Origin of the sequence: Pseudomonas fluorescens HK44, assembly GCF_000217955.3 — a bacterium.
Taxonomy (GTDB): Bacteria; Pseudomonadota; Gammaproteobacteria; order Pseudomonadales; family Pseudomonadaceae; genus Aquipseudomonas; species Aquipseudomonas fluorescens_AQ.
In genome coordinates, this window is sequence record NZ_AFOY02000023.1 from 113,876 (window position 1) to 140,756 (window position 26,881).

The 26,881-nt window shown below is 60.0% G+C and carries 23 protein-coding genes; 10 read left to right on the forward strand and 13 right to left on the reverse strand.

What is annotated here, in order from left to right; genetic code table 11:
• Positions 1–84: 84 nt before the first annotated feature.
• From purD to HK44_RS26390, 12 genes are all read right to left on the reverse strand, one after another.
• Positions 85–1,380: a phosphoribosylamine--glycine ligase gene (purD, locus tag HK44_RS26335; RefSeq protein ID WP_019693762.1), complete on the reverse strand. Its 1,296-nt coding sequence runs from the start codon at positions 1,378–1,380 to the stop codon at positions 85–87.
• Positions 1,381–1,568: 188 nt separating this feature from the next.
• Entirely contained in the window at positions 1,569–3,176 is a 1,608-nt protein-coding gene (gene purH, locus HK44_RS26340) for a bifunctional phosphoribosylaminoimidazolecarboxamide formyltransferase/IMP cyclohydrolase (RefSeq protein ID WP_019693761.1), read from the reverse strand.
• Positions 3,177–3,258: 82 nt separating this feature from the next.
• Positions 3,259–3,579, reverse strand: coding sequence for a DNA-binding transcriptional regulator Fis (fis, locus tag HK44_RS26345; protein ID WP_007921650.1), 321 nt, complete (start codon positions 3,577–3,579; stop codon positions 3,259–3,261).
• Positions 3,576–4,586 (reverse strand): tRNA dihydrouridine synthase DusB, encoded by a 1,011-nt coding sequence (gene dusB, locus HK44_RS26350; protein ID WP_019693760.1) that lies wholly within the window; start codon positions 4,584–4,586, stop codon positions 3,576–3,578. The genes fis and dusB overlap by 4 nt, the downstream gene beginning before the upstream one ends.
• A gap of 197 nt (positions 4,587–4,783) precedes the next feature.
• The gene (locus HK44_RS26355) at positions 4,784–6,043 is read right to left on the reverse strand and encodes a DUF3426 domain-containing protein (RefSeq protein ID WP_019693759.1); all 1,260 of its coding nucleotides are present in this window, start codon (positions 6,041–6,043) and stop codon (positions 4,784–4,786) included.
• A 30-nt stretch (positions 6,044–6,073) separates the two neighbouring features.
• Positions 6,074–6,952 carry a 50S ribosomal protein L11 methyltransferase gene (gene prmA / locus HK44_RS26360; RefSeq protein WP_019693758.1) on the reverse strand — a complete coding sequence of 293 codons (879 nt, stop codon included), beginning with the start codon at positions 6,950–6,952 and terminating at the stop codon, positions 6,074–6,076.
• 311 nt (positions 6,953–7,263) lie between these two features.
• Positions 7,264–8,625 carry an acetyl-CoA carboxylase biotin carboxylase subunit gene (gene accC, locus HK44_RS26365; RefSeq protein WP_019693757.1) on the reverse strand — a complete coding sequence of 454 codons (1,362 nt, stop codon included), beginning with the start codon at positions 8,623–8,625 and terminating at the stop codon, positions 7,264–7,266.
• Between the two features lie 17 nt (positions 8,626–8,642).
• Positions 8,643–9,107, reverse strand: coding sequence for an acetyl-CoA carboxylase biotin carboxyl carrier protein (gene accB / locus HK44_RS26370; protein WP_019693756.1), 465 nt, complete (start codon positions 9,105–9,107; stop codon positions 8,643–8,645).
• 48 nt (positions 9,108–9,155) lie between these two features.
• Entirely contained in the window at positions 9,156–9,608 is a 453-nt protein-coding gene (aroQ, locus tag HK44_RS26375; RefSeq protein ID WP_019693755.1) for a type II 3-dehydroquinate dehydratase, read from the reverse strand.
• A 131-nt stretch (positions 9,609–9,739) separates the two neighbouring features.
• Positions 9,740–11,503 (reverse strand): protein-disulfide reductase DsbD, encoded by a 1,764-nt coding sequence (locus HK44_RS26380; RefSeq protein WP_019693754.1) that lies wholly within the window; start codon positions 11,501–11,503, stop codon positions 9,740–9,742.
• A 239-nt stretch (positions 11,504–11,742) separates the two neighbouring features.
• Positions 11,743–13,704, reverse strand: a complete 1,962-nt coding sequence (locus tag HK44_RS26385; RefSeq protein ID WP_019693753.1) for a methyl-accepting chemotaxis protein — start codon at positions 13,702–13,704, stop codon at positions 11,743–11,745.
• A 52-nt stretch (positions 13,705–13,756) separates the two neighbouring features.
• Entirely contained in the window at positions 13,757–15,427 is a 1,671-nt protein-coding gene (locus HK44_RS26390) for a response regulator (protein WP_019693752.1), read from the reverse strand.
• A 323-nt stretch (positions 15,428–15,750) separates the two neighbouring features.
• Here HK44_RS26390 and HK44_RS26395 point away from each other — a divergent pair, with 323 nt between their 5' ends.
• From HK44_RS26395 to HK44_RS26440, 10 genes are all read left to right on the forward strand, one after another.
• Positions 15,751–16,902: a DUF2515 family protein gene (locus tag HK44_RS26395; RefSeq protein ID WP_019693751.1), complete on the forward strand. Its 1,152-nt coding sequence runs from the start codon at positions 15,751–15,753 to the stop codon at positions 16,900–16,902.
• A complete protein-coding gene (locus HK44_RS26400) occupies positions 16,899–17,582 on the forward strand; it encodes a hypothetical protein (protein WP_019693750.1) in 684 nt (227 codons plus the stop codon). Before HK44_RS26395 ends, HK44_RS26400 begins: the two co-directional genes overlap by 4 nt.
• A 14-nt stretch (positions 17,583–17,596) precedes the next feature.
• A complete protein-coding gene (locus HK44_RS26405; RefSeq protein WP_019693749.1) occupies positions 17,597–18,103 on the forward strand; it encodes an Hcp family type VI secretion system effector in 507 nt (168 codons plus the stop codon).
• Positions 18,100–18,576 (forward strand): hypothetical protein, encoded by a 477-nt coding sequence (locus tag HK44_RS26410; RefSeq protein WP_019693748.1) that lies wholly within the window; start codon positions 18,100–18,102, stop codon positions 18,574–18,576. The genes HK44_RS26405 and HK44_RS26410 overlap by 4 nt, the downstream gene beginning before the upstream one ends.
• 153 nt (positions 18,577–18,729) lie before the next feature.
• Positions 18,730–19,797 carry a DUF2333 family protein gene (locus HK44_RS26415; protein ID WP_019693747.1) on the forward strand — a complete coding sequence of 356 codons (1,068 nt, stop codon included), beginning with the start codon at positions 18,730–18,732 and terminating at the stop codon, positions 19,795–19,797.
• A 3-nt stretch (positions 19,798–19,800) separates the two neighbouring features.
• Positions 19,801–20,370: an NUDIX hydrolase gene (locus HK44_RS26420; protein WP_019693746.1), complete on the forward strand. Its 570-nt coding sequence runs from the start codon at positions 19,801–19,803 to the stop codon at positions 20,368–20,370.
• Between the two features lie 194 nt (positions 20,371–20,564).
• Positions 20,565–20,936 (forward strand): translation initiation factor Sui1, encoded by a 372-nt coding sequence (locus HK44_RS26425; protein ID WP_019693745.1) that lies wholly within the window; start codon positions 20,565–20,567, stop codon positions 20,934–20,936.
• Positions 20,937–21,157: 221 nt separating this feature from the next.
• Positions 21,158–23,071, forward strand: coding sequence for an arginine decarboxylase (gene speA / locus HK44_RS26430; protein WP_019693744.1), 1,914 nt, complete (start codon positions 21,158–21,160; stop codon positions 23,069–23,071).
• A gap of 233 nt (positions 23,072–23,304) precedes the next feature.
• The gene (locus tag HK44_RS26435) at positions 23,305–24,687 is read left to right on the forward strand and encodes a contractile injection system protein, VgrG/Pvc8 family (RefSeq protein WP_019693743.1); all 1,383 of its coding nucleotides are present in this window, start codon (positions 23,305–23,307) and stop codon (positions 24,685–24,687) included.
• On the forward strand, positions 24,684–25,469 hold the full coding sequence (locus HK44_RS26440; RefSeq protein WP_019693742.1) for a DUF4123 domain-containing protein: 786 nt from the start codon (positions 24,684–24,686) through the stop codon (positions 25,467–25,469). Before HK44_RS26435 ends, HK44_RS26440 begins: the two co-directional genes overlap by 4 nt.
• 25 nt (positions 25,470–25,494) lie before the next feature.
• Here the strand turns inward: HK44_RS26440 and HK44_RS26445 are convergent, their stop codons facing one another.
• Positions 25,495–26,844 carry an MATE family efflux transporter gene (locus HK44_RS26445; RefSeq protein WP_019693741.1) on the reverse strand — a complete coding sequence of 450 codons (1,350 nt, stop codon included), beginning with the start codon at positions 26,842–26,844 and terminating at the stop codon, positions 25,495–25,497.
• Positions 26,845–26,881: the final 37 nt, after the last annotated feature.

Sequence of the window (26,881 nt, forward strand, 5' to 3'; positions counted from 1 at the left end):
TAGATTGATGCCAGATTATAACTATGCGCGGCGCCGGAATAGTACGGCAAGGGCCATAGGCCCCTGCCTAGCCGAATGGATAGCTTATTCCTGATTTTCGCCACGCTCACGGGCAATGGCGCGGTAGCCAATGTCCTTGCGGTAGAAACAGCCTTCCCAGTTGATTTGTGCGGCCAGTTTATAGGCCTGCTGCTGCGCGGCATCGACGCTTGCGCCCATGGCGGTGGCGCAAAGTACCCGACCGCCGGCGGTCACCACCTTACCGTCCTTGAGTGCGGTACCGGCGTGGAAGACTTTGCCTTCCAGTGCAGCAGCGGCATCCAGACCTTCGATGGCCGCGCCCTTGGCGTAATCGCCCGGGTAGCCGCCGGCAGCCAGTACGATGCCGACGCTTGGACGTGGATCCCATTGAGCTTCGACTTTGTCCAGTGCCTGTGCCAGCGCCGCTTCGACCAGCAATACCAGGCTCGACTGCAGGCGCAGCATCACCGGTTGGGTCTCGGGGTCGCCGAAACGGCAGTTGAACTCGATGACTTTCGGGTTGCCGGCCTTGTCGATCATCAAGCCAGCATAGAGGAAGCCGGTGTAGACGTTGCCTTCTTCGGCCATGCCACGCACGGTTGGCCAGATCACCAGGTCCATGACGCGTTGGTGAACTTCGCTGGTGACCACCGGGGCAGGGGAGTAGGCACCCATGCCGCCCGTGTTCGGGCCGGTGTCGGCATCGCCAACACGTTTGTGGTCCTGGCTGGTGGCCATCGGCAGTACGTTCTTGCCGTCGACCATGACGATGAAGCTGGCTTCCTCGCCATCGAGGAACTCTTCGATGACCACGCGCGAACCGGCGTCGCCAAAAGCGTTGCCGGCGAGCATGTCGCGTACGGCGTCTTCGGCCTCGGTCAGGGTCATGGCGACGATCACGCCTTTACCGGCAGCCAGGCCGTCGGCCTTGATCACGATCGGCGCACCTTTTTCACGCAGATAAGCCAGGGCTGGCTCGATTTCGGTGAAGTTCTGGTAGTCGGCCGTCGGGATCTTGTGGCGAGCAAGGAAGTCCTTGGTGAATGCCTTGGAGCCTTCCAGCTGTGCAGCGCCCGCAGTTGGGCCGAAGCAGTCCAGGCCACGTTGGCGGAACAGATCGACCACGCCCGCAACCAGCGGGACTTCCGGACCGACGATGGTCAGGGAGACGTTTTTCTCGGCAAAATCGGCCAACTGCTCAAGGGCCAGCACGTCGATAGCGACGTTCTCGCATTTGGCTTCAATGGCAGTGCCGGCGTTGCCCGGGGCAACGAAGACTTTCTGTACGCGCGGATCCTGAGCGACTTTCCAGGCCAGGGCGTGTTCACGGCCACCGCTGCCAATGATCAAAACATTCATTTCAAAACCTCGGATGACGCTAATTCTGTTTTAGAACCTAAAGCGCTTCACGCCGTAGGAGGTTGCAATGACGTCGGTAGATGCAAGGCGGAGCCCACCTCGATGAGCGGAGTTGCCTCTAGGCAATGAGCATCATCGAGGTGGGCTCCAACGCAGCAGATGCCGGCGTCAGTGCGACCGTTGTCGTATTAGTGACGGAAGTGGCGCATGCCGGTGAATACCATGGCGATGCCGGCTTCATCAGCGGCCGCAATCACTTCGTTGTCACGCATCGAACCGCCCGGTTGGATCACCGCAGTGATGCCGACCTTGGCGGCGTTGTCGATGCCGTCGCGGAACGGGAAGAACGCGTCCGAGGCCATGACCGCGCCTTGCACTTGCAGGCCGGCGTGTTCAGCTTTGATGGCAGCGATGCGCGCAGAGTTCACGCGGCTCATCTGGCCAGCGCCGACACCGATGGTCTGACGGTTCTTGGCGTAGACGATGGCATTGGATTTGACGTACTTGGCGACTTTCCAGGCGAAGATCAGGTCGTTGATCTCTTGCTCGGTCGGTGCGCGCTTGGTCACCACCTTCAGGTCTTCGCTGCCGATCATGCCGATGTCGCGGCTCTGTACCAGCAAGCCGCCGTTGACGCGCTTGTAGTCCCAGGCGGCGGCACGCTCAGCCGACCATTGGCCGCAGGCCAGCAGGCGAACGTTGGCCTTGGCGGCGACGATGGCACGGGCTTCGTCGCTGACCGATGGGGCGATGATCACTTCGACGAACTGACGCTCGACGATGGCTTTGGCGGTTTCAGCGTCCAGTTCGCGGTTGAACGCGATGATGCCGCCGAAAGCCGATTCGGTGTCGGTGGCGTAAGCCAGTTCGTACGCCTGACGGATACCGCCTTCGGCGTCCGGGCTCACGGCAACGCCGCACGGGTTGGCGTGCTTGACGATGACGCAGGCCGGTTTGACGAAACTCTTCACGCACTCCAGCGCAGCGTCGGTGTCGGCCACGTTGTTGTACGACAGTTCTTTGCCTTGCAGTTGGGTCGCGGTAGCGATGCCGACTTCGGCGGGCTTGGCTTCAACGTAGAACGCCGCGCTCTGGTGCGGGTTCTCGCCATAGCGCATTTCCTGAGCCTTGATGAATTGGCTGTTGAAGGTGCGCGGGAATTCGCTGCGACCTTCGGTGGTGAGGGTTTCAGCGGCCTGGTTCACGGTGCCCATGTAGTTGGCGATCATGCCGTCGTAGGCAGCGGTGTGTTCGAAGGCCTTGAGCATCAGGTCGAAACGCTGGGCGTAGGTCAGGCCACCGGCCTTGAGGCTTTCCAGTACGCTGGCGTAATCGCTGGCGTTCACCACGATGGCCACGTCTTTGTGGTTCTTGGCGGCCGAGCGCACCATGGTCGGGCCGCCGATATCGATGTTCTCGATCGCGGTCGGCAGATCGCAGCCTGGTTTGTTGATGGTGGCTTCGAACGGGTAGAGGTTAACGGCGACCAGATCGATCGGCTTGATGCCGTGCTCGTTCATGATGGCGTCGTCGATACCGCGACGACCGAGGATCCCGCCGTGGATTTTCGGGTGCAGGGTTTTCACCCGACCGTCCATCATTTCTGCGAAACCGGTGTAATCCGCGACTTCCACAGCGGCTACGCCATTGTCCTGCAGCAGCTTGAATGTCCCACCGGTGGAGAGGATCTCGACGCCCAGAGCTTCGAGCTCCTTGGCGAATTCGAGGATCCCGGTCTTGTCGGAAACGCTGATCAAGGCGCGGCGGATCGGCAGGCGGGTGGTCTGGTCGGTCATCTCAATTTCCATCAAAAGCAAAGGAAGTCAGCAAAAAAGGCGACCGGTTTTACGCGGGCGCCTTTCTGGTTTGATTGAATGCTTACAACAAATCGTACTGCTTGAGTTTCTTGCGCAAGGTGCCACGGTTCAGTCCCAGCAGCTCACTGGCCTTGGTCTGATTGCCCTTGACGTAGTTCATCACGCTTTCGAGCAGGGGAGCCTCGACTTCGGAGAGCACCAGGTTGTACACATCCGTGACGGCAGCGCCTTCAAGGTGGGCGAAATAATTGTGCAGCGCCTTCTCGACACTCCCGCGAAGGGTCTGGCCTTCTTCGCTCGGTGTATTGAGGTGCTGTTTCAAATTTACGTTGTCGCTCACGGGTGCTGTTCCACTCACTAAAGTCTCGGTCATCATCGTCATGCGGCCACCCCTTCTCCGTCCCCTGTCAGGCTCTTGTAGCGCTCGGCGAAGAACTCCCGAACGTTGGCGCATTGTGTTTCCGTACCATCCAAACGATTGAAGTGGGCGCGAAACTCCCTGGCGCCCGGCAGGGTTGCGAGATACCAGCCGACATGCTTGCGGGCGATGCGTACGCCCATGACATCTCCATAGAAAGCATGGAGCGCGGCCAGATGCTCAAGCAGAATACGTTCCACCTCGATCAATTCCGGTGCCGGGAGTTTTTCGCCGGTACGCAGATAATGCTCGATCTCACGAAAAATCCATGGCCGCCCCTGGGCAGCCCGGCCTATCAGCAGGCCATCGGCACCGGTCGCGTCAAGCACGTGCCGGGCCTTCTCGGGCGAGTCGATATCGCCATTGGCGAAGACCGGAATCGACACCGCCTGCTTGATCGCGGCAATGGTGTCGTACTCGGCAACACCTGTGTACAGATCGGCACGGGTCCGGCCATGCACCGCCAGCGCTGTAATGCCTGCCTGCTCGGCGATCTTCGCCACCGTCAGGCCGTTCTTGTTCGCCCGGTCCCAGCCCGTGCGGATTTTCAGCGTGACCGGCACATCAACCGCCGCCACGACGGCGTGCAGGATCTCGGTCACCAGTTCTTCATCTTTCAGTAACGCGGAGCCGGCGGCCTTGTTGCAGACCTTCTTGGCCGGACATCCCATGTTGATATCGATAATCTGAGCGCCCAGTTCGACGTTGGCGCGTGCTGCCTCCGCCAGCATCTGTGCATCGCCACCGGCGATCTGTACCGAGCGTGGCTCGGGATCACCTTCGTGGACCATGCGCAGACGCGATTTGCGGGTGTTCCACAAACTCATGTCGCTGGTGACCATTTCCGAGACTACAAGCCCTGCGCCCAGTCGTTTGCACAGCTGACGAAAGGGCTGGTCAGTGACCCCCGCCATCGGGGCGAGAATCAAGCCATTGTGCAATGTATATGGGCCGATGCGTACCGCCGACATAGGACTTCCCTGTTGTGGGGTCGGATCATGAGAGTTCGAAAAAGGGTTGGCATGATACCCGCTCTCGATGACTGGATAAAGGCTGAATTGGATAAAATCTGAACAGTTATTCCGTTATTGCCATCAGTTTGGTTCGAGGCGCCGGGAGTCAGAAAGTGGCCGTCAGCGGTGTGAGACTCGGTGCCGAGTGAAGCGATTCACTCGGGCGAGTGGAAGCTCAGGCTGTAGTTCACGGCTTTGGGGCCCGGATCGAGGATGTCCAGGGCAATATGGATCGGTGTTTGCGGTGGCATTTCTGCGAGGTCCGCGAGGTCGCCATTGAGGTATTCGCCCGGTTTGAAACGGCGGCTGGCGATCAGGTGGCCATTGAGATCGGCAAAGCGTAGCTCCAGCAGCGGGAACGGCTGTGAGAACGACGCGCGGTTGTAGATGATCGCGTCGACCACCAGTGCGCCGCTGAAGTCCGGGTGACTGCGCACCACCAGGTTGCTGCTTTTGATTTTTGCGATGTCGACCTTGGACGGCACGCTGCAACCGATGTGCGGGCACGCTTGCTGGAACCAGGGGCGGTATTGGTCCTGACGGGCCAGTTCGTCGAAATGATAGGCAATGTACTGGCCGGCAAGCGCTGCTGCGCCTAGCAGGACCATCAGGCCCCAAAAGAACCGGCGACCCCAGGGTGAGCGGCGTTTTTGCCAGTCGAGCTGTAGCGGGTCGTCGACCAGGTCCTGCAACACCTCGTCATGCATGGCCGATTCGTTGCGTGTGCGCTTCTTGCGTGCAGGCTCGGGCTCATGGGCTTCGTCGTCGAGGTCGTCATCGGTCGCGGACAGGCGTTCGTGTTTCGCTGGAGACTCCGACGTTTCGAATGGTTGGTCGAAGCGCAACTGCGGTGCCTCTGGCTCATCGTCCAGATCGACCAGTTCGAGCGACAGCGAGGGTTCGGTGCGCGAGGGTTTTTCCGGCTCGTCGGCGATGTCTGCCGATCGGTGGCTCTCGGTCGGTGGGTGCGTGTGCTCGCTGGCCAGCGCGCGTTCGGCGGCGGATTCACTGAACAGGCTGTCGGACCACGGCTCTTCGCCTTCGGATGTATCCCGGCGGGCGCTCAGCGAGTCTTCCTTGTGCTTGCGCTCATGGCCGAACTCTTTGGTGGGCTGGATTTCCCGTTGTTCGAGCTTGGCGAGTTCTTCGTCGAGGTCGAGGCTGTCCAGATCCAGTTCGGTGGCTGTCCACTGCTTCTGGCTGATGGCCCGTTGCGTGGGGGGGGCAACCGGAGGCGGGGTCTTGAGGGCGATAGCTTCCTTGCCCGTGCGTTGTTCGAGCAACTGCCGTGCGGCATTGAACACTTGCAGGCAAGAGCCGCAGCGAACCACCCCACGGGCCACGCTCAATTGGGCGTGGCTGACGCGGAAACTGGTCTGGCAATGCGGGCACTGGGTGACGAAGCTATCGGTCATGCGGCCATCCGGAGTATGCAGGCGCTCATTTTAGCGCCGACGGCCGGTAATGCGCACCCAGCCATCGCGATTGGCAATCGGGTCCAGTTCAAAGTCCTTGGCATAAGCCTCTGCGACTTCCGGGCCTTGCTCGGCGAGGATGCCCGACAGTGCCAGGCGACCGCCGGGCTTGACCAGGCTGGACAGTTGCGGGGCCAGGGAAACCAGTGGTCCGGCGAGAATGTTGGCCACCAGCACGTCAGCCTGCACCTGCGGCAGATCCTGGGGCAGGTACAGCGGAAATTTCGCTTCGGCAATGTTGTTGCGCCCGGCGTTGTCGCGGGAGGCTTCCAGCGCCTGCACGTCAATGTCGGTGCCGACCGCTTCCTTGGCGCCCAGCAGCAGGGCGGCAATCGCGAGGATCCCCGAGCCACAGCCGAAGTCCAGTACGTGGCAGTCCTTCAGGTCCTGGCCATCAAGCCATTCCAGGCACAAGGCGGTGGTGGGGTGGGTGCCGGTGCCGAACGCCAGGCCCGGATCGAGCAGCAGGTTGACTGCATCAGGCTCGGGCGCAGCGTGCCAGCTCGGGACGATCCACAGGCGCTGGCCGAAGCGCATTGGCTGGAAGTTGTCCATCCAGCTGCGTTCCCAGTCCTGGTCTTCGATGACTTCGCAGTGATGCTCGGGCAATGGGCTGCCGGTCAGCAGCTCAAGGTGAGCCAGCACGCTGGCAGCTTCGGTGCCGCCCTCGAACAGGGCCAACAGGTGAGTGTGCGACCACAGTGGGGTGGTGTTCAGTTCCGGCTCGAAGATCGGCTGATCTTCGGCGTCCATGAACGTTACCGATACGGCGCCCACTTCAAGGAAAGCGTCTTCGTAGGTTTCGGCTTGTTCTGGGCTGATGGCGAGACGGACTTGCAGCCAAGGCATGGCGGGCACCTTTGAAAAATATAGTGTGCAGCCTAGCGGGCTGCGAGAAGCGCGCAAGTTTACGCGAGAGCGGCGCAGAAGACGACCGGCTTGCCAGGGATATACCTGTGGCGAGGGAGCTTGCTCCCGCTGGAGCGCGAAGCGGTCCAAAAATGGGCGCCTCGGTTTTACCTGGGACACAACTGTTGGATGGTTTGCGGCTGCTTCGCAACCGAGCGGGAGCAAGCTCCCTCGCCACAAGGGTTCTGCATTCAGTAATCCCGGATACAACAAAGCCGCTCGAAAGCGGCTTTGTTGGTCTGGATCAAGCTTTAGTGTTGTGCCGCCAGCTTGTGTTCCAGGTAGTGGATGTTGACTCCACCTTTGCAGAAGCCTTCGTCGCGGGTCAGGTCGCGGTGCAGCGGGATGTTGGTCTTGATCCCGTCGACCACGATTTCGTCCAGCGCATTGCGCATGCGCGCCATGGCTTCTTCACGGGTTGCCCCGTAAGTGATCAGTTTGCCGATCAACGAATCGTAGTTCGGTGGAACGGCGTAGCCGCTGTACAGGTGCGAATCAACCCGCACACCGTTACCGCCCGGGGCATGGAAATGCTTGACCGTGCCTGGGCTTGGCATGAAGGTTTTCGGGTCTTCGGCGTTGATCCGGCATTCCAGCGCGTGACCGCGGATGACCACGTCATCCTGGGTGAACGACAGTGGGTTGCCGGCGGCGATGCTGAGCATCTCCTTGACGATGTCGATGCCGGTGACCATTTCCGAAACCGGGTGCTCTACCTGGACACGAGTGTTCATCTCGATGAAGTAGAAGCTGCCGTTTTCGTACAGGAACTCGAAAGTGCCTGCGCCACGGTAACCGATGTCGATGCACGCCTTGACGCAGCGGGCGAAGACTTCCTGGCGAGCCTTCTCGTCGATGCCCGGTGCCGGCGCTTCTTCGAGAACCTTCTGGTGGCGACGTTGCAGCGAGCAATCGCGGTCACCCAGATGGATGGCGTGGCCCTGGCCATCGGAAAGTACCTGAACTTCCACGTGGCGTGGGTTGGTCAGGAATTTTTCCAGATAGACCATCGGGTTGCCGAACGCCGCGCCAGCTTCGGAGCGGGTCAGTTTTGCCGAGGAAATGAGGTCTTCTTCTTTGTGCACAACGCGCATGCCGCGACCACCGCCGCCGCCAGCGGCTTTGATGATCACCGGGTAACCGACTTCGCGACCAATGCGCAGAGCGGTTTCTTCGTCTTCCGGCAGCGGGCCGTCGGAACCTGGAACGGTTGGAACGCCGGCAGCGATCATGGCGTGCTTGGCCGAAACCTTGTCGCCCATCAGGCGGATGGTTTCAGCTTTCGGGCCGATGAAGGCGAAGCCGGAGTTTTCCACCTGTTCGGCGAAGTCGGCGTTTTCCGCGAGGAAGCCATAGCCTGGGTGAATGGCGGTGGCGCCAGTCACTTCGGCAGCGGCAATGATCGCCGGGATGTGCAGGTAAGAGTGCGCGGCCGATGCCGGACCGATGCAAACCGATTCGTCTGCCAGGCCCAGGTGCATCAGCTCCTTGTCGGCCTTGGAGTAAACGGCGACGGTCTTGATGCCCATCTCTTTGCAGGCACGCAGGATCCGCAGGGCGATTTCACCGCGGTTGGCGATCAGAACTTTTTCCAACTTCGCAGGTTTCAACATCGTTGGCTCTCCGCGGTTCAAACGATGGTGAACAGCGGTTGGTCGTACTCAACCGGCTGGCCGTCTTCGACGAGGATGGATTCGATCACACCGCTGCTTTCAGCTTCGATGTGGTTCATCATCTTCATGGCTTCGACGATGCACAGGGTGTCGCCTTTCTTCACGCTCTGGCCAACTTCAACGAAGGACGGCGAGGACGGCGAAGATTTGCGATAGAACGTGCCCACCATTGGCGAACGGGCAACGTTGCCGTTCAGTACTGGCGCAGCGGGAGCGGCCGGTGCAGCGGCAGCAGCAGGCGCGGCAGCAGCGACAGGTGCCGGAGCCGGAGCGTGCATTGGCGCAGGAGCGTAGTACTGCTGGGCCGGGGTTTTGCTATGGCGGCTGATGCGTACGGACTCTTCGCCTTCCTTGATCTCGAGCTCGTCGATGCCGGACTCTTCCAGCAGTTCGATCAGTTTCTTAACTTTACGGATATCCATGAATCATCAACTCCCAAGGGTCGGTCAGGGGCGTTTAACGCTTGTTGTTCAAGCCGTTGCCTGTCTTTCAAGCTGCTCTAGTGCGGCCTCCAGGGCCAGTCGATAACCGCTGGCGCCAAGGCCGCAGATCACTCCCACCGCAACGTCGGAGAAGTAAGAGTGATGGCGGAAAGGTTCGCGTTTGTGCACGTTAGACAAATGCACTTCGATGAATGGGATGCTCACCGCCAGCAGCGCGTCACGTAATGCGACACTTGTATGCGTAAAAGCTGCTGGATTGATCAAAATGAAATCCACACCCTCGCCGCGAGCGGCGTGAATGCGGTCGATCAATTCATACTCGGCGTTGCTTTGCAGGTAGAGCAAATGGTGGCCGGCATTGCGCGCACGCTGTTCCAGATCCTGATTGATCTCGGCCAGGGTCACTGCCCCATAGACGCCCGGTTCGCGGGTGCCGAGCAGGTTCAGGTTGGGTCCGTGCAGTACCAGTAGGGTCGCCATTGGCTGTTCCTTGTTATCTGTGTGCAGTTATCAGAACCCGGCGACTATGCCGCAAAGCCTTTGTGACTGTCCAGTTCTCTGCAATAGCCAGCACAATGACCGATGATTGCGCGAAATATGTGACCAACCGATTAAATCCGGTCATTCGCTTTAGCGACACGTTCGGCGAAGTCCCTTGCATTGATCTCGCCAATCACCCGCACATCGCCACGTTCATTGCCGTCCTTGCCGAAAAACATCAGCGCCGGTGGTCCGAACAGCTTGTAACGGTCGAGCAGGGCGCGCTGTTCGGCGTTACTGGCGGTGATGTCGAAGCGAACCAGTCGATAACCTTTAAGGCGCTCGACGACGTTGCGCTCGTTAAGCACCTCGTGTTCGATGACTTTGCAACTGATGCACCAGTCGGCGTACCAGTCGAGCAGCAGCGGGGTGTTGGCGGATTTTGCTTCGGCGAGCACGCGATCGAGTTCCGCCGGGGTGCTGATGGTTTGCCATTCACTCGGGTTTTGCGCTTGGGTGATGCCAGGAGCATTAATGACTTTTGGCTGGCTTATCGGACTGAACGGATCGGCCTGGCCGCTGAAGGCGCCGTACCAACATGCCAACCCGTAAAACACCAGGAGCATCCCCAGCAGTTGGCCGAGGCGTTTTCGCGGCGGTTTATAGCCAAGTTCCAGCGCCCCGAGGAACAAGCCAACCCCGGCTGCCAGCAAGCCGATCAGCAGCAAGGTGATGGGGCCGGGCAATACCCGGCTGAGCAAGCCGATTGCCAAGCCCAGCAGCAATACGCCAATCGCGTTTTTCACGTAGACCAGCCATGGGCCGCTTTTCGGCAGCCAGGCCGCGCCGCCGGTGGCGACCAGCAACAATGGCGCGCCCATCCCCAGGCCCAGAACGAACAGCTTCAACGCACCGCCCAGCGCATCGCCGCTGGCGCTGATATACAGCAACGCACCGGCCAGAGGCGCGGACACACACGGCGAAACCAGCAGGCTCGACACCACGCCCAGCACCGCCGCGCCCCACAGCGAACCCCCTTCAGTGCGACCGGCAATGCGGTCCAGGCGGCTGCTGATCACGTGGGGTAATTTCAGTTCGAATACGCCGAACATCGCTAACGCAAACACCGCGAAGAACAAGGCAAACGGCGCCAGCACCCACGCAGATTGCAGGCGTGCCTGAAGGTTCAGTTGGGCGCCGAACAACCCCATCAACGCGCCGAGCACGGCGAAACAGGCGGCCATCGGCAGGACGTAGGCCAGCGACAGATTAAAGCCGCGTAGCCCGCCGACCTGACCGCGCAACACTACGCCGGAGAGGATCGGCAGCATCGGTAGCACGCAAGGGGTAAACGTCAGGCCAAGGCCCGCGAGGAAGAACAGCGCCAGTTCGCGCCAGCGCAAGCCCGCGACACTGGTCGGGGAGGTAATGGCTGCACCGTCGATCTTCAGGCGTTCGGTTTCCGGTGGATAACACAGGCCTTTATCGGCGCAGCCCTGGTAGGTGACGGCCAGCGTGAAACCCCGCTGATCGGCGCTGTTGCGTGGCAGGTCGACGTCGAGAATCCCGTGGTAGACCTCGACGTCACCGAAGTATTCATCGTGCTTTTTTTCGCCCGAAGGCAACTGTGCAGCGCCCAGGCCGATGTCGGCGGGCTCGCTGTGGAACTGGAAGCGATGCCGGTAGAGGTAGTAACCCTCAGTGGCGACAAAGCGCAGCTTGATCGATTGCGGCGTGCTCTCTACCAGACTCAGCTGAAAGGCTTCGCGCACGGGCAGGAAGTCGGCGCTGTTGTTGATCGAGCCTAGGGTCGAACTGGGGCGACTGTCCAAAAGGCCGGCGGCATTCACCGGCAGGACCAGCACTAACAGCATCAGGCAGAGCAGACGGCGCATGACAATCTCGCGTATCGGAAGTGAGCGCATGATAGCGGACGGAGCCGATGACTGCCGAGCCAGGGGTTTCGATGATCCATTGTGGCGAGGGAGCTTGCTCCCGCTCGACTGCATAGCAGTCGCAAAGCCATAGAGCAAGGTATGCCTGAAACAGCCGAGTGGCAGGTTTCAGGGTTGCTGCGCAACCCAGCGGGAGCAAGCTCCCTCGCCACAGAGATCAGCGTCGCTCAGAGTTGGTGTCAGACGCGGAAGGCTTGAACGGCGGTATGCAGCTGGCCACCCAGCACCAGCAGATTCTCGCCCTGACTGCGGCCTTCGCCAATACGCACCAGGTTATCCCCACCCAACTGATGAATCCGCTCGCTGTGATCGCGGATTTCACTGACAGCACCACTTTGTTGCGCCGTCACATCGGCGATGCGCACGGCAGTGTCGGCAATGGTCTGGATGGCCCCGACGATTTTATCCAGTGCACCGTCAGCCGCTTGTGCCTGATTGGCGGTGGTTTCGGCATGTTCGACCTGAGCGCGCATGCCTTCCACCGATTGCCGCGCAGCCTGTTGCAGGCCGGCAATCAAGGTCTGGATTTCTGCGGTGGCGCCGGCGGTGCGTTGCGCCAGCGAACGAACCTCCTCGGCGACCACCGCAAAACCGCGACCCATTTCCCCTGCGCGGGCGGCTTCAATCGCCGCGTTCAGGGCGAGGAGGTTGGTCTGATCGGCAATCGAGCGAATCACCGTCAGTACGCCGCCGATGGTGGCCGACTCTTCGGCCAGATGCTCGATCATTTGTGCATTGCCCTGGACTTCGCCAACCAGCGCGTGCAGTCCGGCGAGGCTCAAGCCAATCACCTTTTGCCCGTGCTCGACCGCAAGACCGGCGTGACGGCTGGCGTCGGCAGCCTGACTGGCATCGTCGGCGACTTGCTGGATGGTGGCTTCCAGCTCGCCAAGCGAATCGCGGATCAGCGCGGTGTCGCCGGCCTGATGTTCGGCGCCGCTGTGCAAGTTGCTGCTCAGCTCGGCTAATATCCGGCTGCTGCCAGCCACCTGTTCGGCGTTCAGGCGGATCGTCCCGACCAGATCCACCAGATAAGCGCGCAGGCGATTCAGCGACTCTTGAATATCGTGCAGCTCTCGGTTGGTTGCGCCGAGCTGGATGTCCCGACTGAAGTCGCCTTCCGCCCAGGTCGACAGCGCTGGCGCCAGGTTGGTCAGCACACGGGCGAGGCGACGTTGCAAGGTGTCGATGAGCAGCGCGATCAGCAGGATCAGGCCGATCATCACGCCCTGCATCAGCCGCACTTCACCCTGGATTTGCCCGTGTTGCGCGCGAACCGCCGGCTCCAGTCCGGCAATGGCCTGCTGCACGGCGGCAATTTTCAGGTGGGTGGCGGCGCTGAGGTCGGCGCGCTTCTGAATCTGTTCGCGGGTCCGGCCGAGTTCGGCGGGGTAGCGGGTGAGCAGGCTGGCGAGTTCACGTTTGAAACCGGTACCGGCATCTTCGGCGACGGTTTTTTCAGTGTTTTCCAGGCCCATCATCGCCGAGAAATCGCCGGTATTCGATTCTTGGCTGGCGGTCACGCCAAGCAGCGGCAGCGCTTCGATCAGCTCGGCCTGAGTGCGGATGCTGCTGACTTCGCGCTCGACATCGGCCGCCAGTTCGCTGCGGCCACTGCTGACCAGTTTGTCCCGGGCCAGTGAGAGTTTGCCCACGTGCTGCGAGGCTATGAGCAAGGGTGGAAGATAGGCGGCAGCGGCAGGCGTATTGGCGCTGGTGGCGTATTGGCTGAGTTGCTCCAGGCTGGAGCCCAGTTCGCGCTCGGCCTGGAGCAGCAAGGCTTGCGGATCACCCGCCAGTTTGCCGGCGGCCAACAGGTCGGTCTTGCTGAAGTCATCGAGGCTGGCAAGGCTCGGCCGCACACTGTCGGCCAGGCCGACCGGCAGTTCGTCGAGTTCTTTTTGCAGGGTCTCGATGGCCTGGCTGGCGCTGCTCAGGCGCAGGGCATCGCCGTTGGCCAGGTAGTCTTCGACGTTGCGCGCTACTTGATTTTCAAAGTGCTGCGACAGGCCCAGGTAGCGCTCCATCAACAGATAAGGACGCTCCAGGGCTTTTTGCGACCACCATAGGGTGGCGCCGAGTGCGAGGCACACCGCAACTAAAAGCAGGGTATTGAGATTGGTCAGCAACTTCAGGCGCATCGCGGTTCTACCAACGACAGAATGGCAAGTGCCTGAAGTTATTGCGTTTGTGTTACAGGGTTATGACCGAGTCAGTGGATTTTGGTGAAAAAGTGGCATTTTGACTTGATGGCCGCGCCGCTTGAACGCGATTGCGTCCGGCGTTCTTGGCGCGATACAACGCCTCGTCCGCCTGGCTGGCCATCATCAGGCTGTCGGAATCTTCGTGCAGGTCCACCACGCCGGCGCTGAACGTGCACCAGAGGTCCTGCGGCTGGGCCGGGTAGTGGATCTCGGCAAAGCGCTGGCGGATTTCATCGAGCACTTTACAGGCCGATTCGATATCGGTGTCCGGCATCACGATGGCGAACTCTTCACCGCCATACCGGCCGATGAAGTCGGTCTTGCGCAGGCGTTGCTTGAGAAACAGTGCCAGGCTCTTGATCACCCGGTCGCCCATGGGGTGGCCGTGGCTGTCGTTGACCCGTTTGAAGTGGTCAATGTCGAGCATCGCAAAGCTCAATGGCTTGTTCTCGCGGCGGGCGCGGAAGCTGCAGTCTTCGAGCAATTGCAGAATATGGGTGTGGTTATAGAGGCCGGTCAGGCTGTCACGGACCATTCGCGCCTTGAGGTTGCGCGCCCGGGCTGCACGGTTGCGCACGGTGGTGATCAGGTGCCGCGGCTTGATCGGCTTGGTCAGGAAGTCGTCGCCACCTTCGCTCATGGCGTCGAGCTGCTTGTCCAGGTCGTCTTCGGCCGACAAGTAGATGATCGGCACGCTGACGTAACGGTCATTGTGCCGGATCACCTTGGCCAGTTCGGTGCCGGTGCAGGTCGGCATGTACATGTCGAGGATGATCAGGTCGGGCTGGAAATCCGCCAGCTCGGCCATCGCCTGAATCGGCTCGATCAAGGTGCGGGTGACGATCCCGGCGCTGTTGAGCAGGCGCTCGGTGTGCAGGGCCTGGGCACGGGAGTCGTCGATGATCAGCACTTTATAAGGTTCGTACTGGGCGACGCAGGTCAGCACTTCGATCTTTTCCAGCAGGCTCGACGCATCGAGGGTGCCGGTCAGAAACTCCTGGCCGCCGGCGCGTACGGCCGCGAGGCGGGTCGGGGTGTCGGTTTCCAGCAGGCTGAAAAACAGCAGCGGCAGTTTGTGCTCAAGACCGGTCTGAGCTTCAGCCGCCAATTGCAAACCCATGCCGGGGCCGCTGAAGTCGACGTCCATGACAATCGCTGCCGGCAGCCGCTCGACCATCGAGGAGCGAAACGCCGCCACGCTGTCCAGCGATTGCGCGCTGAGACCGAAAAATTCGAGTTGCTTGGCCAGTCGCTCGGCGCGGTCGTGATCTTGCAGCATCACGTAGATCGGCTTGCGCAGTGGCGGTAGAAAGGTTTGTTCGAGTTGGTCGCCATGCCGCAGGCCGGTGCGCGACAGGCGCTGCATCAGGCGATTGAGGTCGGTGATCAGCCCGCTGCTCAGGCGCCCGCGGTTGGCATCGACGGCCGCAAGCGACTGGCCGATGCTGTGTGCCAGGTGGGTGTGCTCGGGTTGTTCGAAGCGTTCGGCGAAACGCAGCAGGCGCAGGTTTGCTTCACTCAGCTCTGCCAGGTCAGTGCCTGACCATTCACAGCGTTGCAGGCGCTGCCATATCTCAAGAATCTGACGTGCTTGATGAATTACCCGCTGGGCAAAGTGGTGCTTGAGGCGCTCACGGCTGGGGTCTTCTGGCTCGGTCATATCCTGGCTACTAGTTAGGGTGCATGCTGAGATCGACTGATGGCCCTATGCTAGCACCTCTTTCCAATGGCATGAGTGTCGTACATCAATAAACTGCAAAGCGAGGTTATTCAGTTCCTGATCGACTGGTCTGAGTTGCCTCGTCATTGCACAGAAAAGGCCCGGTCGGCAGGTGTTTCAGGCGCTTTCTGCGTAATTTCAAGGAAACGGCTGATCGAGTTACGGAGCCCATCTGTCAGGGTTTTCTGATTTTTCGTCGGTGTGAGGCTGACGGTTTTTTCGGCTGTTAGGGTTCAGGGATTCCCCTATAAGCCGTCCACATCATGACCCAGTGTTTCGAAGAACACCGTAGCGATGATCAGCACCTGAACCACAACAGCGCGTCTGTCGCTGACTGTGAATGCAAAGAGGTGCGGCTTTACGGCAGCAAGACTTTGGTCACCGACGTACCGATCCTCACGTGCTCATGCCTCTGGCGTACCTACCAGCGCGAAGCTGAAAAAATCGTCGCACCGGAGGGTGTCTTGATTGCCGACCCGGTAGAGCGCAATCGCGCGATCAACGCTGCCTACGCCCGATTGTGGCTGCATGACTCGCGGTTCCAGTGGGCGGGGCTGGCGGCGTTTGCTTCAAAGCAGGTCGGCTGCGGATTGCTCCACGCGGCGGACAGCGTTGAACGCATCAATGATGAGCGTCAGACCAGGCAGGTTTTGCGAGACAGCCGCCGCGAGTTCGGATTGCTGACGCCGGACAAGATGGCGGAACAGACAGACGCGTTGCTCGACTATAAAGAAGCCGATGCGCGCAATCCTGTTCCCTCCGTGGATTTCCGTTCACGAGGAGAGGATCTGTCGCTGGTGCAGCAGCAATTCAAGCATGTGCACGACATGATGGCGTTGGGTAATACCACGCTGTTTCTGGATGTTTATCCGTTGCATGAGTTTTTTGCGAAGCGTGGGTTGGGGGAGTTGAAGCAGTGTTTGAAAGCGCGTGAAGCAATTTATGGACATCCGAAGTTTCCGGTGCTTTGGCCTGTGGGGCAGAAAAAGCTCCAGTTCGGCCTGATATACCCCGAAGTTTTGCCGGCTTTTGAGGCGATAGAGGCAGGGGATATTGCCAAGAGCGTGGAGTATTTGGCGTCGCATGAGCAGAAAAACATTCTCCAGCCGACAATTTACCAGGACCGCCAATTAGCGGCTTTGCTGCGTGGCAACCACGCTTCCTACGTCACAGGGTTTCCTTCAGGCGTTGCACAGGCTATCGAGTTGACCCTGACTAGCCAATGCCAGCGCGTCAAGGACGGACGGACCATCGGTTTTGGCAACAACCCGTTGGCGGATTTGTCGGACATCGAGCAACGAATGCCATTCGTGCTCCAAGCGGCGGCACGCTTTGATCAGATGCTCAGCGATCACAACCGTAGCGCATTGGAGCAATCGATCAACGAGATCGCATCGGGCGGCAGCGCGCTATGAATCTGCGCCGACGGTTATTGGGCTGGCGCTGCGGCGCCGGCCTTCTGCTTCTGGCTGTTGTAGCTTGGGCCGCCATACATCAGCTAACGCAACCTCTCTGGGATGAGCCGGAAATCGTCCTGAAAATGGGTGGAACATATGACGATTTGCGCAGGAGCTCTTCAGCCCCGTTTAGTTCGGAGATACGGGGGCACGTCTGGTTCGGCATTCCCAAGGTCGATGCAAAATTGCGATTCGTCGACCCGCAGTTCGGGTTTACCACGCCTGCGGCGCGCTTTTTCACTGTCGACTTTGACGACAATGTCATTTTCGGCATTCGCATGTCTCCACAGATCGAGCCGCTCCTGATTGATGACGCGCTTAAGGTCGTTCTCGACCTGCAAGACCAATGGCGCGAGAAAGGTTGGGTGGCGAAGGGACTGCGAAACAATCCAACGATCGTCGATACACCTGAATGGCGGGCCTACCTGCGCAAAGGAATTCTCGCAGGGATAACCTATTGGCAAGCCAACGATAAGTATCAGGTCATGCTGGTAGTGGGTCGCTTCGAGGATTACCGAAACCCGACCGAAGAGCGCTACCTCATCACCCTCGCACTCGCCAAACCCTGGACGCCCTTCGATGAAATCGAAGACATGTACGACGAACCCCGTCACTTCCCCGCCCCACAACCCAAATAAAAAGGAGCTCCACCATGCCAACCCCCGCCTTTATGACCCTCCACGGCGAACGACAAGGTCTCATCAGCAAAGGCGCCTTCACCGAGGCATCAGTGGGCAACATCTATCAGTTGGGCCGTGAGGACCAGATCATGATTCAGGCCCTGAGCCATGGCATTTTTGTGCCTAAAGGGTCGGGGGCGGGGCGTCGGATGCACAAGCCATTGATCATTACCAAGGCGATCGACAAGTCGTCGCCGCTGATCAACATCGCTTTGTGTTCCGGGGAGTTGCTCAGCAAGTGCCGTGTCGAGTGGTATCGCACCTCGGCTCACGGAACGCAGGAGCATTTCTACACGATGGAACTGGAAGACGCGGTGATCATCGGCGCAGAAGTGCTTATGCCCCATTGCCAGGACCCCGGTAGTGCGCACATTACCCAGTTGGAGAAGGTTCACTTCAGCTACCGGCGCATCTACTGGAGACATGAAATCAGCCGGACCATGGGCTCCGACGAGTGGAACGGGGAGCCGCAGGCATGAAACTGGTCAGCGAGCTTTATCTGTCCGCGTGGGAGCGCCAGCATGCTTACTCCTGCGAGCAAGCGCTGGATCTCGTCCGCCAGGCATTGCTCGATCGGCAATCTGTCGAGGGCCTGGACGAGTTGCGTGCCAGCCTGCTGATTGATATCGACAGCGAGGTGCTGCAACAGCTCGAGCGTGGCGAGTGGTGGTTAATCAGGGCTGAAGCCGACTACGGCGACTGGGTGATGCCGGTGCGCGCTTTCGATCAGGCGATTATCGAGTTGATGAAAAACCCGCCTGTCCAGGCCTCGCGATCGCCAAGGGTTTTCCGCCTCGTTGCCAGCGTCACGGCCGAGCCGCTGGCTCAGCAGCGTTACGTCGCGACCGTGGACGGGCAGGCTGTCCAGAGAAGGACTGACGGCGAAGGTATCGCCCATCTTTTTGCACCAGCCGAGGTGCGGCAGATTTCCATGGAGGTCATCGGCGTTTAGCGTAAGCATGGACGTTTGAGTTCAGCGGCAACGGTCGCCGCAGGTCCGGTTGTAATTTTTCGGGATTACCCCAACGGCAGATGCCGGTCAAAGGCACATTGTTGTATCGTTGTGGTCGAACCGACGAACTCAAGTGATTGAAAGGATATCGCCATGCTGGACTGGAAGAACCGCACAGGCAGCGCGCCTGAACGTGCCGCCGAACCCAAGTCGGCAACCCGCAGCTATTTAGGTGGCCTGCTGTTCAGCCGCGCATTGGCCACCTTGATCAGCCTGTATTTGCTGGTGGCCCTCGCCCTGGGCTGGTATTGGAGCCATGAACCTGCGCTGTTTCCGGTTCAGCAGAGCGCACAACTGGCTGCCGAGAAAGAAGGCAAGCAGATGGTTGTTGGCTACACCACGGTGGAAACCCTCAAGACCGTCGCCGGTACCTTGCTGAACAAGCCGGGTGGCTATATTTCCAATGACCGTTTTCCACCAGGCTTGTGGCTGGACGACATGCCAAATTGGGAATATGGCGTGCTGGTGCAAGTCCGCGATCTGACTCGCGCCTTGCGTAAAGACTTTGCCCGTTCGCAATCGCAATCGGCTGAAGACGCCGATCTGGCCAAGGCCGAGCCGCGTTTCAACTTTGACAACAAGAGTTGGATGCTGCCGTCCAGCGAGTCGGAATACCAGGAAGGCATCAACTCCCTGAGCCGCTACCAGGCTCGCCTGTCCGATCCAACGCAAAAAAACGCCCAGTTCTATGCGCGTGCCGACAACCTGAACAACTGGCTGGGTGATGTCGCGACCCGCTTGGGTTCACTGTCGCAACGGCTGTCGGCCAGTGTTGGCCGGGTCAAGCTGAACACCGCGCTGAAAACCGAAACCCTGGCGCCGGGTCAGGTGCCGCAGCTGGATGAAGAACGGGTGGAAACCCCTTGGCTGCAAATCGACGACGTATTCTATGAAGCGCGTGGTCAGGCCTGGGCACTGTCGCATTTGCTACGCGCCATCGAAGTCGACTTCGCCGATGTATTGGCGAAGAAGAACGCGACGGTCAGCGTACGTCAGATCATTCGTGAACTGGAGGCCTCCCAGGAAACCGTCTGGAGCCCGATGATCCTCAACGGCAGCGGTTTCGGGGTTTTGGCCAACCACTCGCTGGTCATGGCCAACTACATCTCGCGGGCCAACGCGGCAGTTATCGATTTGCGTCAATTGCTCAATCAGGGCTGAGTCATGGTCGATAACCTGAATGAGGCTGCGCACCGCGCGGCCTCGGACGCCGAACACATCGCCTGGGTCGACGAGCAGGACAACCTGCTCGGCTCTTTGGTGCGTTCGGACTTGCGTGAGCGCGGGCTGATCGGGCGCGGCACTTACATCATGTTGTTTAACTCGGCCGGTGAATTGTGCGTGCATCAGCGCACGTTCAGCAAAGCCATTTATCCGGGATTCTGGGATGTGGCGGCGGGCGGCATGGTGCTGGCGACCGAAACCTACGCCGAATCGGCGGCCCGTGAACTGGAAGAAGAGTTGGGCGTCAGCGGGGTCGAACTGACCGCCCATGATCATTTTTTCTTTGAAGACACCGGCAACCGCCTGTGGTGTTCGGCGTTTTCGGCGGTCTGGGACGGGCCGTTGATCCTGCAGCCGGAAGAAGTGCTTCAGGCCCGCTTTATTCCCATCGAACAGGTGATGCAGGAAATCACGCAGAAGCCTTACTGCCCGGACTCTCTGGCGGCGTTGAAGCGCTATCTGCGCGCGCGTGGAGGTGACGCTGTAAAGGGCGTCGCAAAAGATCTATAAAATGGCGCCGATTGGCTCTTAGCAAGTGCGCTTTTTGCCGTTACACTGCGCGACCTTTTCAAGCTGAACCGGCACTCCTTATTTTTAAGGGCGTCCGGTCCAGTAGCGCTGCCCCTGCCTGAGTGGGGCTTCGCGGTCGATAGCACGTGCCAACGTTGCTGCGACCAGTCTTTGTCCTCCCAAGAGGATTGCCGGTGGCCAAAAAAGCCGCATCCTTCGCCGCCCTTGGTGGCCTGGTATTTTCCACCGACGCAGGTCGACATTGCCCGGACTGTAGCCAGCCGGTGGCAGCCTGCATCTGCAAACAAACCGTTATCCCGGCCGGCGACGGCATCGCGCGCGTGCGCCGCGAAAGCAAGGGCCGGGGCGGCAAGACGGTGACCACCATCAGCGGCGTGCCGCTGGCCGAAGACGCGCTCAAGGATCTCGCCACGGCGTTGAAGAAACGCTGCGGCACCGGTGGCGCGTTGAAGGACGGGATCATCGAAATCCAGGGCGATCATGTCGAGCTACTCTTGGCAGAGCTGATCAAACACGGTTTCAAAGCGAAGAAATCCGGCGGCTAGCAGCCTCTGTGAAAACCACCCCGACTTGATGCAGTCCTGATCCGATTCAGGTTGAACGTCGTCTCCATGGTTTTCACAGAGCCTGTTCTGACCGGTTTCTAAACTCAGCGCTGCAACTGAGGTCTATCCCCTCGTTGCAGGCTAATCGTCATTTTTTCACTTTAGACTGCGCCAGCCCTCAACCCGGGTGGCGCTCTTTGACTTCTTTATAGGGGACTTCGATGTCCGTACGACGCACACGCAAAGACGATGGCAGCCAATGGACAGTTGCGGACAGCCGCAGTGTTTACGGGATTCGCCATTGGGGGGCCGGGTATTTCGCGATCAGTGACGCCGGTCGCGTAGAAGTTCGTCCGAACGGTCCGAGCAGCTCGCCTATCGATCTGTTCGAGCAAGTTGCACAGCTGCGCAAAAGCGGCCTGTCCTTGCCACTGCTGGTGCGCTTCCCGGACATCCTGCAGGACCGTGTCCGTCAGCTGACCGGGGCCTTCGACGCGAACATCGAGCGTCTGGAATACCAGAGCAAGTACACCGCGCTGTACCCGATCAAGGTTAACCAGCAAGAAGCGGTGATCGAGAACATCATCGCCACCCAGAACGTGTCCATCGGCCTGGAAGCCGGCTCCAAGCCGGAACTGCTGGCCGTGCTGGCCCTGGCGCCAAAGGGCGGCACCATCGTCTGCAACGGTTACAAGGATCGTGAGTTCATCCGTCTGGCACTGATGGGCCAGAAGCTGGGCCACAACGTGTTCATCGTGATTGAGAAAGAATCCGAAGTCGGCCTGGTGATCGAAGAGGCTGCCTCGCTGAAGGTCAAGCCTCAAGTCGGCCTGCGGGTTCGCCTGTCGTCCCTGGCATCGAGCAAATGGGCGGACACTGGCGGCGAAAAGTCCAAGTTCGGGCTTTCTGCTGCCCAGTTGCTGTCGGTAGTCGAGCGCTTCCGTACAGCCGGTCTGGATCAAGGCATTCGTTTGCTGCACTTTCACATGGGCTCGCAGATCGCCAACCTGGCGGACTACCAGCACGGCTTCAAGGAAGCGATCCGTTACTACGGCGAACTGCGCAACCTTGGCCTGCCGGTGGATCACATCGACGTGGGTGGTGGCCTGGGCGTCGACTACGACGGTACTCACTCGCGTAACGCCAGCTCGATCAACTACGACATGGACGATTACGCCGGTGTCGTGGTCGGCATGCTCAAGGAATTCTGCGACGCGCAAAGCCTGCCGCATCCGAACATCTTCTCCGAGAGTGGTCGTTCGCTGACGGCTCACCACGCCATGCTGGTGGTACAGGTCACCGACGTCGAGAAACACAACGACGACGTGCCAATGATCGAGAACAAGGATGAGCTGCCGGAAACCGTGCAATGGCTGGTCGACCTGCTCGGCCCGACCGATATCGAGATGGTCACCGAAACCTACTGGCGCGCGACCCACTACATGAGCGACGTGGCCAGCCAGTACGCTGATGGCAAGCTGACCCTGGCCGAGAAAGCCCTGGCCGAGCAATGCTATTTCGCCGTTTGCCGTCGCCTGCACAACTCGTTGAAAGCCCGTCAACGCTCGCACCGTCAGGTGCTCGACGAACTCAACGACAAGCTGGCCGACAAATACATCTGCAATTTCTCGGTATTCCAGAGCCTGCCGGACACCTGGGCCATCGGCCAGGTCCTGCCGATCCTGCCGCTGCACCGTCTTGATGAAGAGCCGATGCGCCGTGCCGTGCTGCAAGACCTGACTTGCGACTCCGACGGCAAGATCAAGCAGTACGTCGACGAGCAGAGCATTGAAACCAGCCTGCCGGTACACGGGCTCAATGATGGCGAAGACTACCTGTTGGGGATTTTCCTGGTGGGCGCTTACCAGGAAATTCTCGGTGACATGCACAACCTGTTCGGTGACACCGACTCGGTGAACATCTACCAGAATGCCGACGGCAGCGTTTACCACGCCGGTATCGAAACCCACGACACCATTGAAGACATGTTGCGTTACGTGCACTTGTCGCCGGAAGAGCTGATGACGCACTACCGCGACAAGGTGGCCAGTGCTCGAATCAGTGCTAGCGAGCGCACCCAGTACCTCGATGCCTTGCGCCTGGGGCTGACTCGCTCGTCTTACCTGTCTTCTTGAGGTAGCGAACCGCTGTGACCAGGCTGTCAGAAAAAACTCCGCGTAGTGCGGAATTTTCGGAGGGCCTGGTACGGCATTTCTTTATTTTTGTAGCGATTTGCCACGCCTGCGCACTATCAACGCTGTGTGGTCTTCATTTCGCGTAGGTCATTTCCTAAGTTGTACTTCGGCACTCTACTCGGCCATGTCTCTCAGCGAGAATCCCCGGCCGTCCCTCCTGTAGAGAAACGCCGATGTTCGATCCCGTCAACGAGCCGTCATTTCGTCTGGAGATAGCGGGTCAACCCCAACCCTTTGTCGTTGTCGCCTTTACCGGTTGCGAGTCCATCAGCCAGCCCTTTGCCTTTCAGCTGGATCTACCGATCGATGAGCAGCGATTGGATATCGCCAGTCTGATGTTTCGCTCGGCGTACCTGGGGTTTGGGGGCGCGGGCACCGGTATCCACGGACAGATTCATGACCTCACTCCGCTTCATGACGACGCGCTGCCGGGGCTCTGGCGTCTGTGCCTTGGGCCAAAGCTGGCCTGCCTGGCGCAACGCTGCAACCAGCGAATGTTCACCGGCCAGTCAGTCCCGCAGATTCTGGTTCAGGTACTGAAGGAGCACGGCATAGACGAAAAAAACTGTCGATTCGAGCTCCGGAACGACTACCCCATGCGGGAGTTTTGCACCCAGTACCGTGAGTCGGATTTGGCGTTTCTTCAGCGCCTGTGCGAGCAAGAGCGGATTCACTACCATTTTCAGCACCGCAAGCACGGTCATTACCTGATCTTTGCCGACTCTCAACGAAACGTGCGTCCAGGTGACAGCGCACCCTTTGATGCGTTGGGTTGCGCACCTGCAGTCAGGCGTTTCACGGTTCGTGCTCATGCCGATGTGGCAGGTCATGATGGATTGCCCAAATCCGTCGCAGAGGGTGAAACGGACCTGCCGAATATACGTAGCGGCATGCTGATGCCGTTGTCGGGCCATCCGTTTGCTGACTGGAATCACCAGTGGTTGCTGACCCGGGTCGAGCATTCGGGTAGCCAGGCGCATCTGCCGTACTACCACAACCGCATTGATGCGATTCCCTGGGAGACTCCGTTCGTAGCGTTTTGTCCGGGCACGAAGCCACGGATGAACAGCGTGCAACGTGGTTGGGTGGTCAAGGTCGACGAAATCCGCAGTGACCCTGCGCTACGGATCGCCGTGCAGTTCGATTGGCTTTATCAGGGCCAGGGGGCACGGCCCAGCCATTGCTGGCTGCCGGTCTCGCCCCAACTGTCTGCAGAGTCGGTTGCCGGTTTGACGGCGGGGGTTGAGGTCTGTGTGAGCTTTATCGAGGGCGACCCGGACCAGCCATTGATCACCGGCATATTTCGGGGGGCGACGTTGCACATCGACAGCGTGCTGCCTGCCGAAACCTCCCCGCCCTCAGTGGTCGGGGAGGCGCTCCCGGCACTGGAGGATTTGCCGCCCCAGGGTCGCCATGACTTGTTGACAATGGTTCAGGGCAGTCAGCCCTTGGTGTTGCTGTGTTTGATACCCGGCGGGGGGAGTTTCATGCATTGCCGGCAAGCGATCTGTGCCTGCCGCACGGTAGCAGGGCTTGGCCAAAGTGGTGCGGCATGATCGCTGCCCAGTCGGCGCAATGGCTTTTGCTGGATGTACCGGGTTCGCCGCAGGCAGGGTGGAACCTGCAGCACCGGTTTGCCGACGCATCGCGTTACGCATTGTTCGAGAACACTGACCTGCACGCATTGCGCGACCAGGGGCCGCAGTTGATCGAGCTGTCGGCGCAATCGTCATTGATGCAATGTTGCCACGACGAGCCGGCGGACTGGCCGGGGTTGCTGTTGGTCAGTTGCGCACCCTGCGGGCAATTGCTCGGGCACCTTCGCCGTATGCTCACGGTCACCTTCGGGTTTCATTACAAGGGCCTGCTGAGTTACTACAACCCTTTTATCGCCAGTTACTTTTTTGATGCCGGCGATGCCCGCGAGTTGAGCCGCTGGCTGGGGCCGATCGATAAGGTGTACTGGTATGGCGGGACCTGGGCAGACCGGGCGATCGGCAGTCTGGGGTGGTTGCATCTGGTCAATCCGCGATTGGCCGTCAGTGAACTGGCCATCGAAGACAGCCTTAGCCTTCACCAGCAGGGCATGTTGCAGGCGTGTCTGCTGGAGCGCCATGCGTGGCACTGGAGTCGCTCGACGGGGCATGACTTTGGCGCGATCTGGTCTTTTGTGCAGGAAGGACTCGAGCAGGGTTTCAGCGAACGCACGGTGCTCGATGGCTGGTTGCGATTACGTTTGCAATACCCGTCAGCCATACCCGAAGAGCACCTGCCGGGGCGCACTCAGCAAGAGCGGCTCGACAGCCTGCGCAACCGCTGGCAGAGCGATCGTTCCTGAATTCATAAATTACGACGAAGAACGGCTACGAGCGCTGAAATGTGAACCAGCCATCGTTCTTGCGCAGGTTCCAGGCGAATGCCCCAAGCGTCAGGCTGCGCAGCACCATGAACAACAGGAAGGTCAGCCACAGTCCATGGTTGCCGAACCCTTGCAGTGCCCAGGCAAATGGCAGCAACAGCAGCACCGTCAGCAGCATGCCGTTGCGCATTTCCCGGGCCCGGGTCGCGCCGATGAACAGGCCGTCGAGCAAGTAGCTCCAGACGGCGATCAGCGGCAGTGCGGCGAGGTACGGCAAATAGACGAATGCAGTGTCGCGCACGCTCTGGATGTTGGTCTGCATCTCGATGAACAGATGCCCGGCGCAGAGGAACAGCAGCGCAAACCCCAGGCTGGCAATCAATGACCAGCCGCAGGCGACCACCAGGCACCGACGCAAGGTCTGACGGTCATGGGCACCGATGGCGTGGCCGCACAGAGCCTCCACCGCGTGGGCCAGGCCATCCAGGGCATGGGCGGTCAACAGCAAACCATTGAGCAATAATGCATTGGCCGCCACCGTCGCATCGCCGAGCCGCGCGCCTTGCACGGTGACCATGAAAAACACCGATTGCAGCGCCAGACTGCGAATGAAGATATCGCGGTTGACCGCCAGCAGCGGTCGCCAACTCTGCCACAGTGCCAATGCCGCCCAGGCGATATGCCCGGGGTAGGCGCGCAGGGCATGACGGGTCATGGCCAGGCCGAGCAGGGCGCCGGTCCATTCGGCGATCACTGAAGCACGGGCCGCCCCGACGACGCCCCATTGCAGACCTATGACGAACCACAGGTTCAGAGCGATGTTCACCAGGTTGGTGGTCAGCAGAATCGCCAGCGGTGCCCGGGCGTTCTGGGTGCCGAGGAACCAGCCGACCAGCGCATAACTGGCCAGCGCCGCCGGTAAGCCAAACAACCGCGTGTGGAAAAACTCGCGGGTCAGTTGATCGAGCTCGGCCGATGGCTGCATGAAGTGCAACGCCACGCCACTGAGCGGTACGCCCAGTATCCCGAGCAGCAGCGCCAGCCCCATCGCCAATAGCAAGCCTTGCAGCAGGATCTGCCGCAGCGCCGCACCATCACCGCGCCCGGCCGCCTGCGCCGCAAACCCGGTGGAACCCATGCGCAGAAACCCCATGGCCCAGGCCAGAAAGGTGTACAGGCTGGCGCCCACCGCGACAGCACCGAGCTGATGCGCGTGAGGCAGGTGGCCGACCACCGTGCTGTCGACCAGCGCCACCAGCGGCACGGAAATGTTCGAAAGAATCATCGGCGCGGCAAGCGCCCAGACGCGACGATGGGTCGCACGATCGCGCCAGTCGGTGATCAACGTAGACATTCAGGCTCCTTTCGAGAGCGGGCATTGTAGCGGCAGA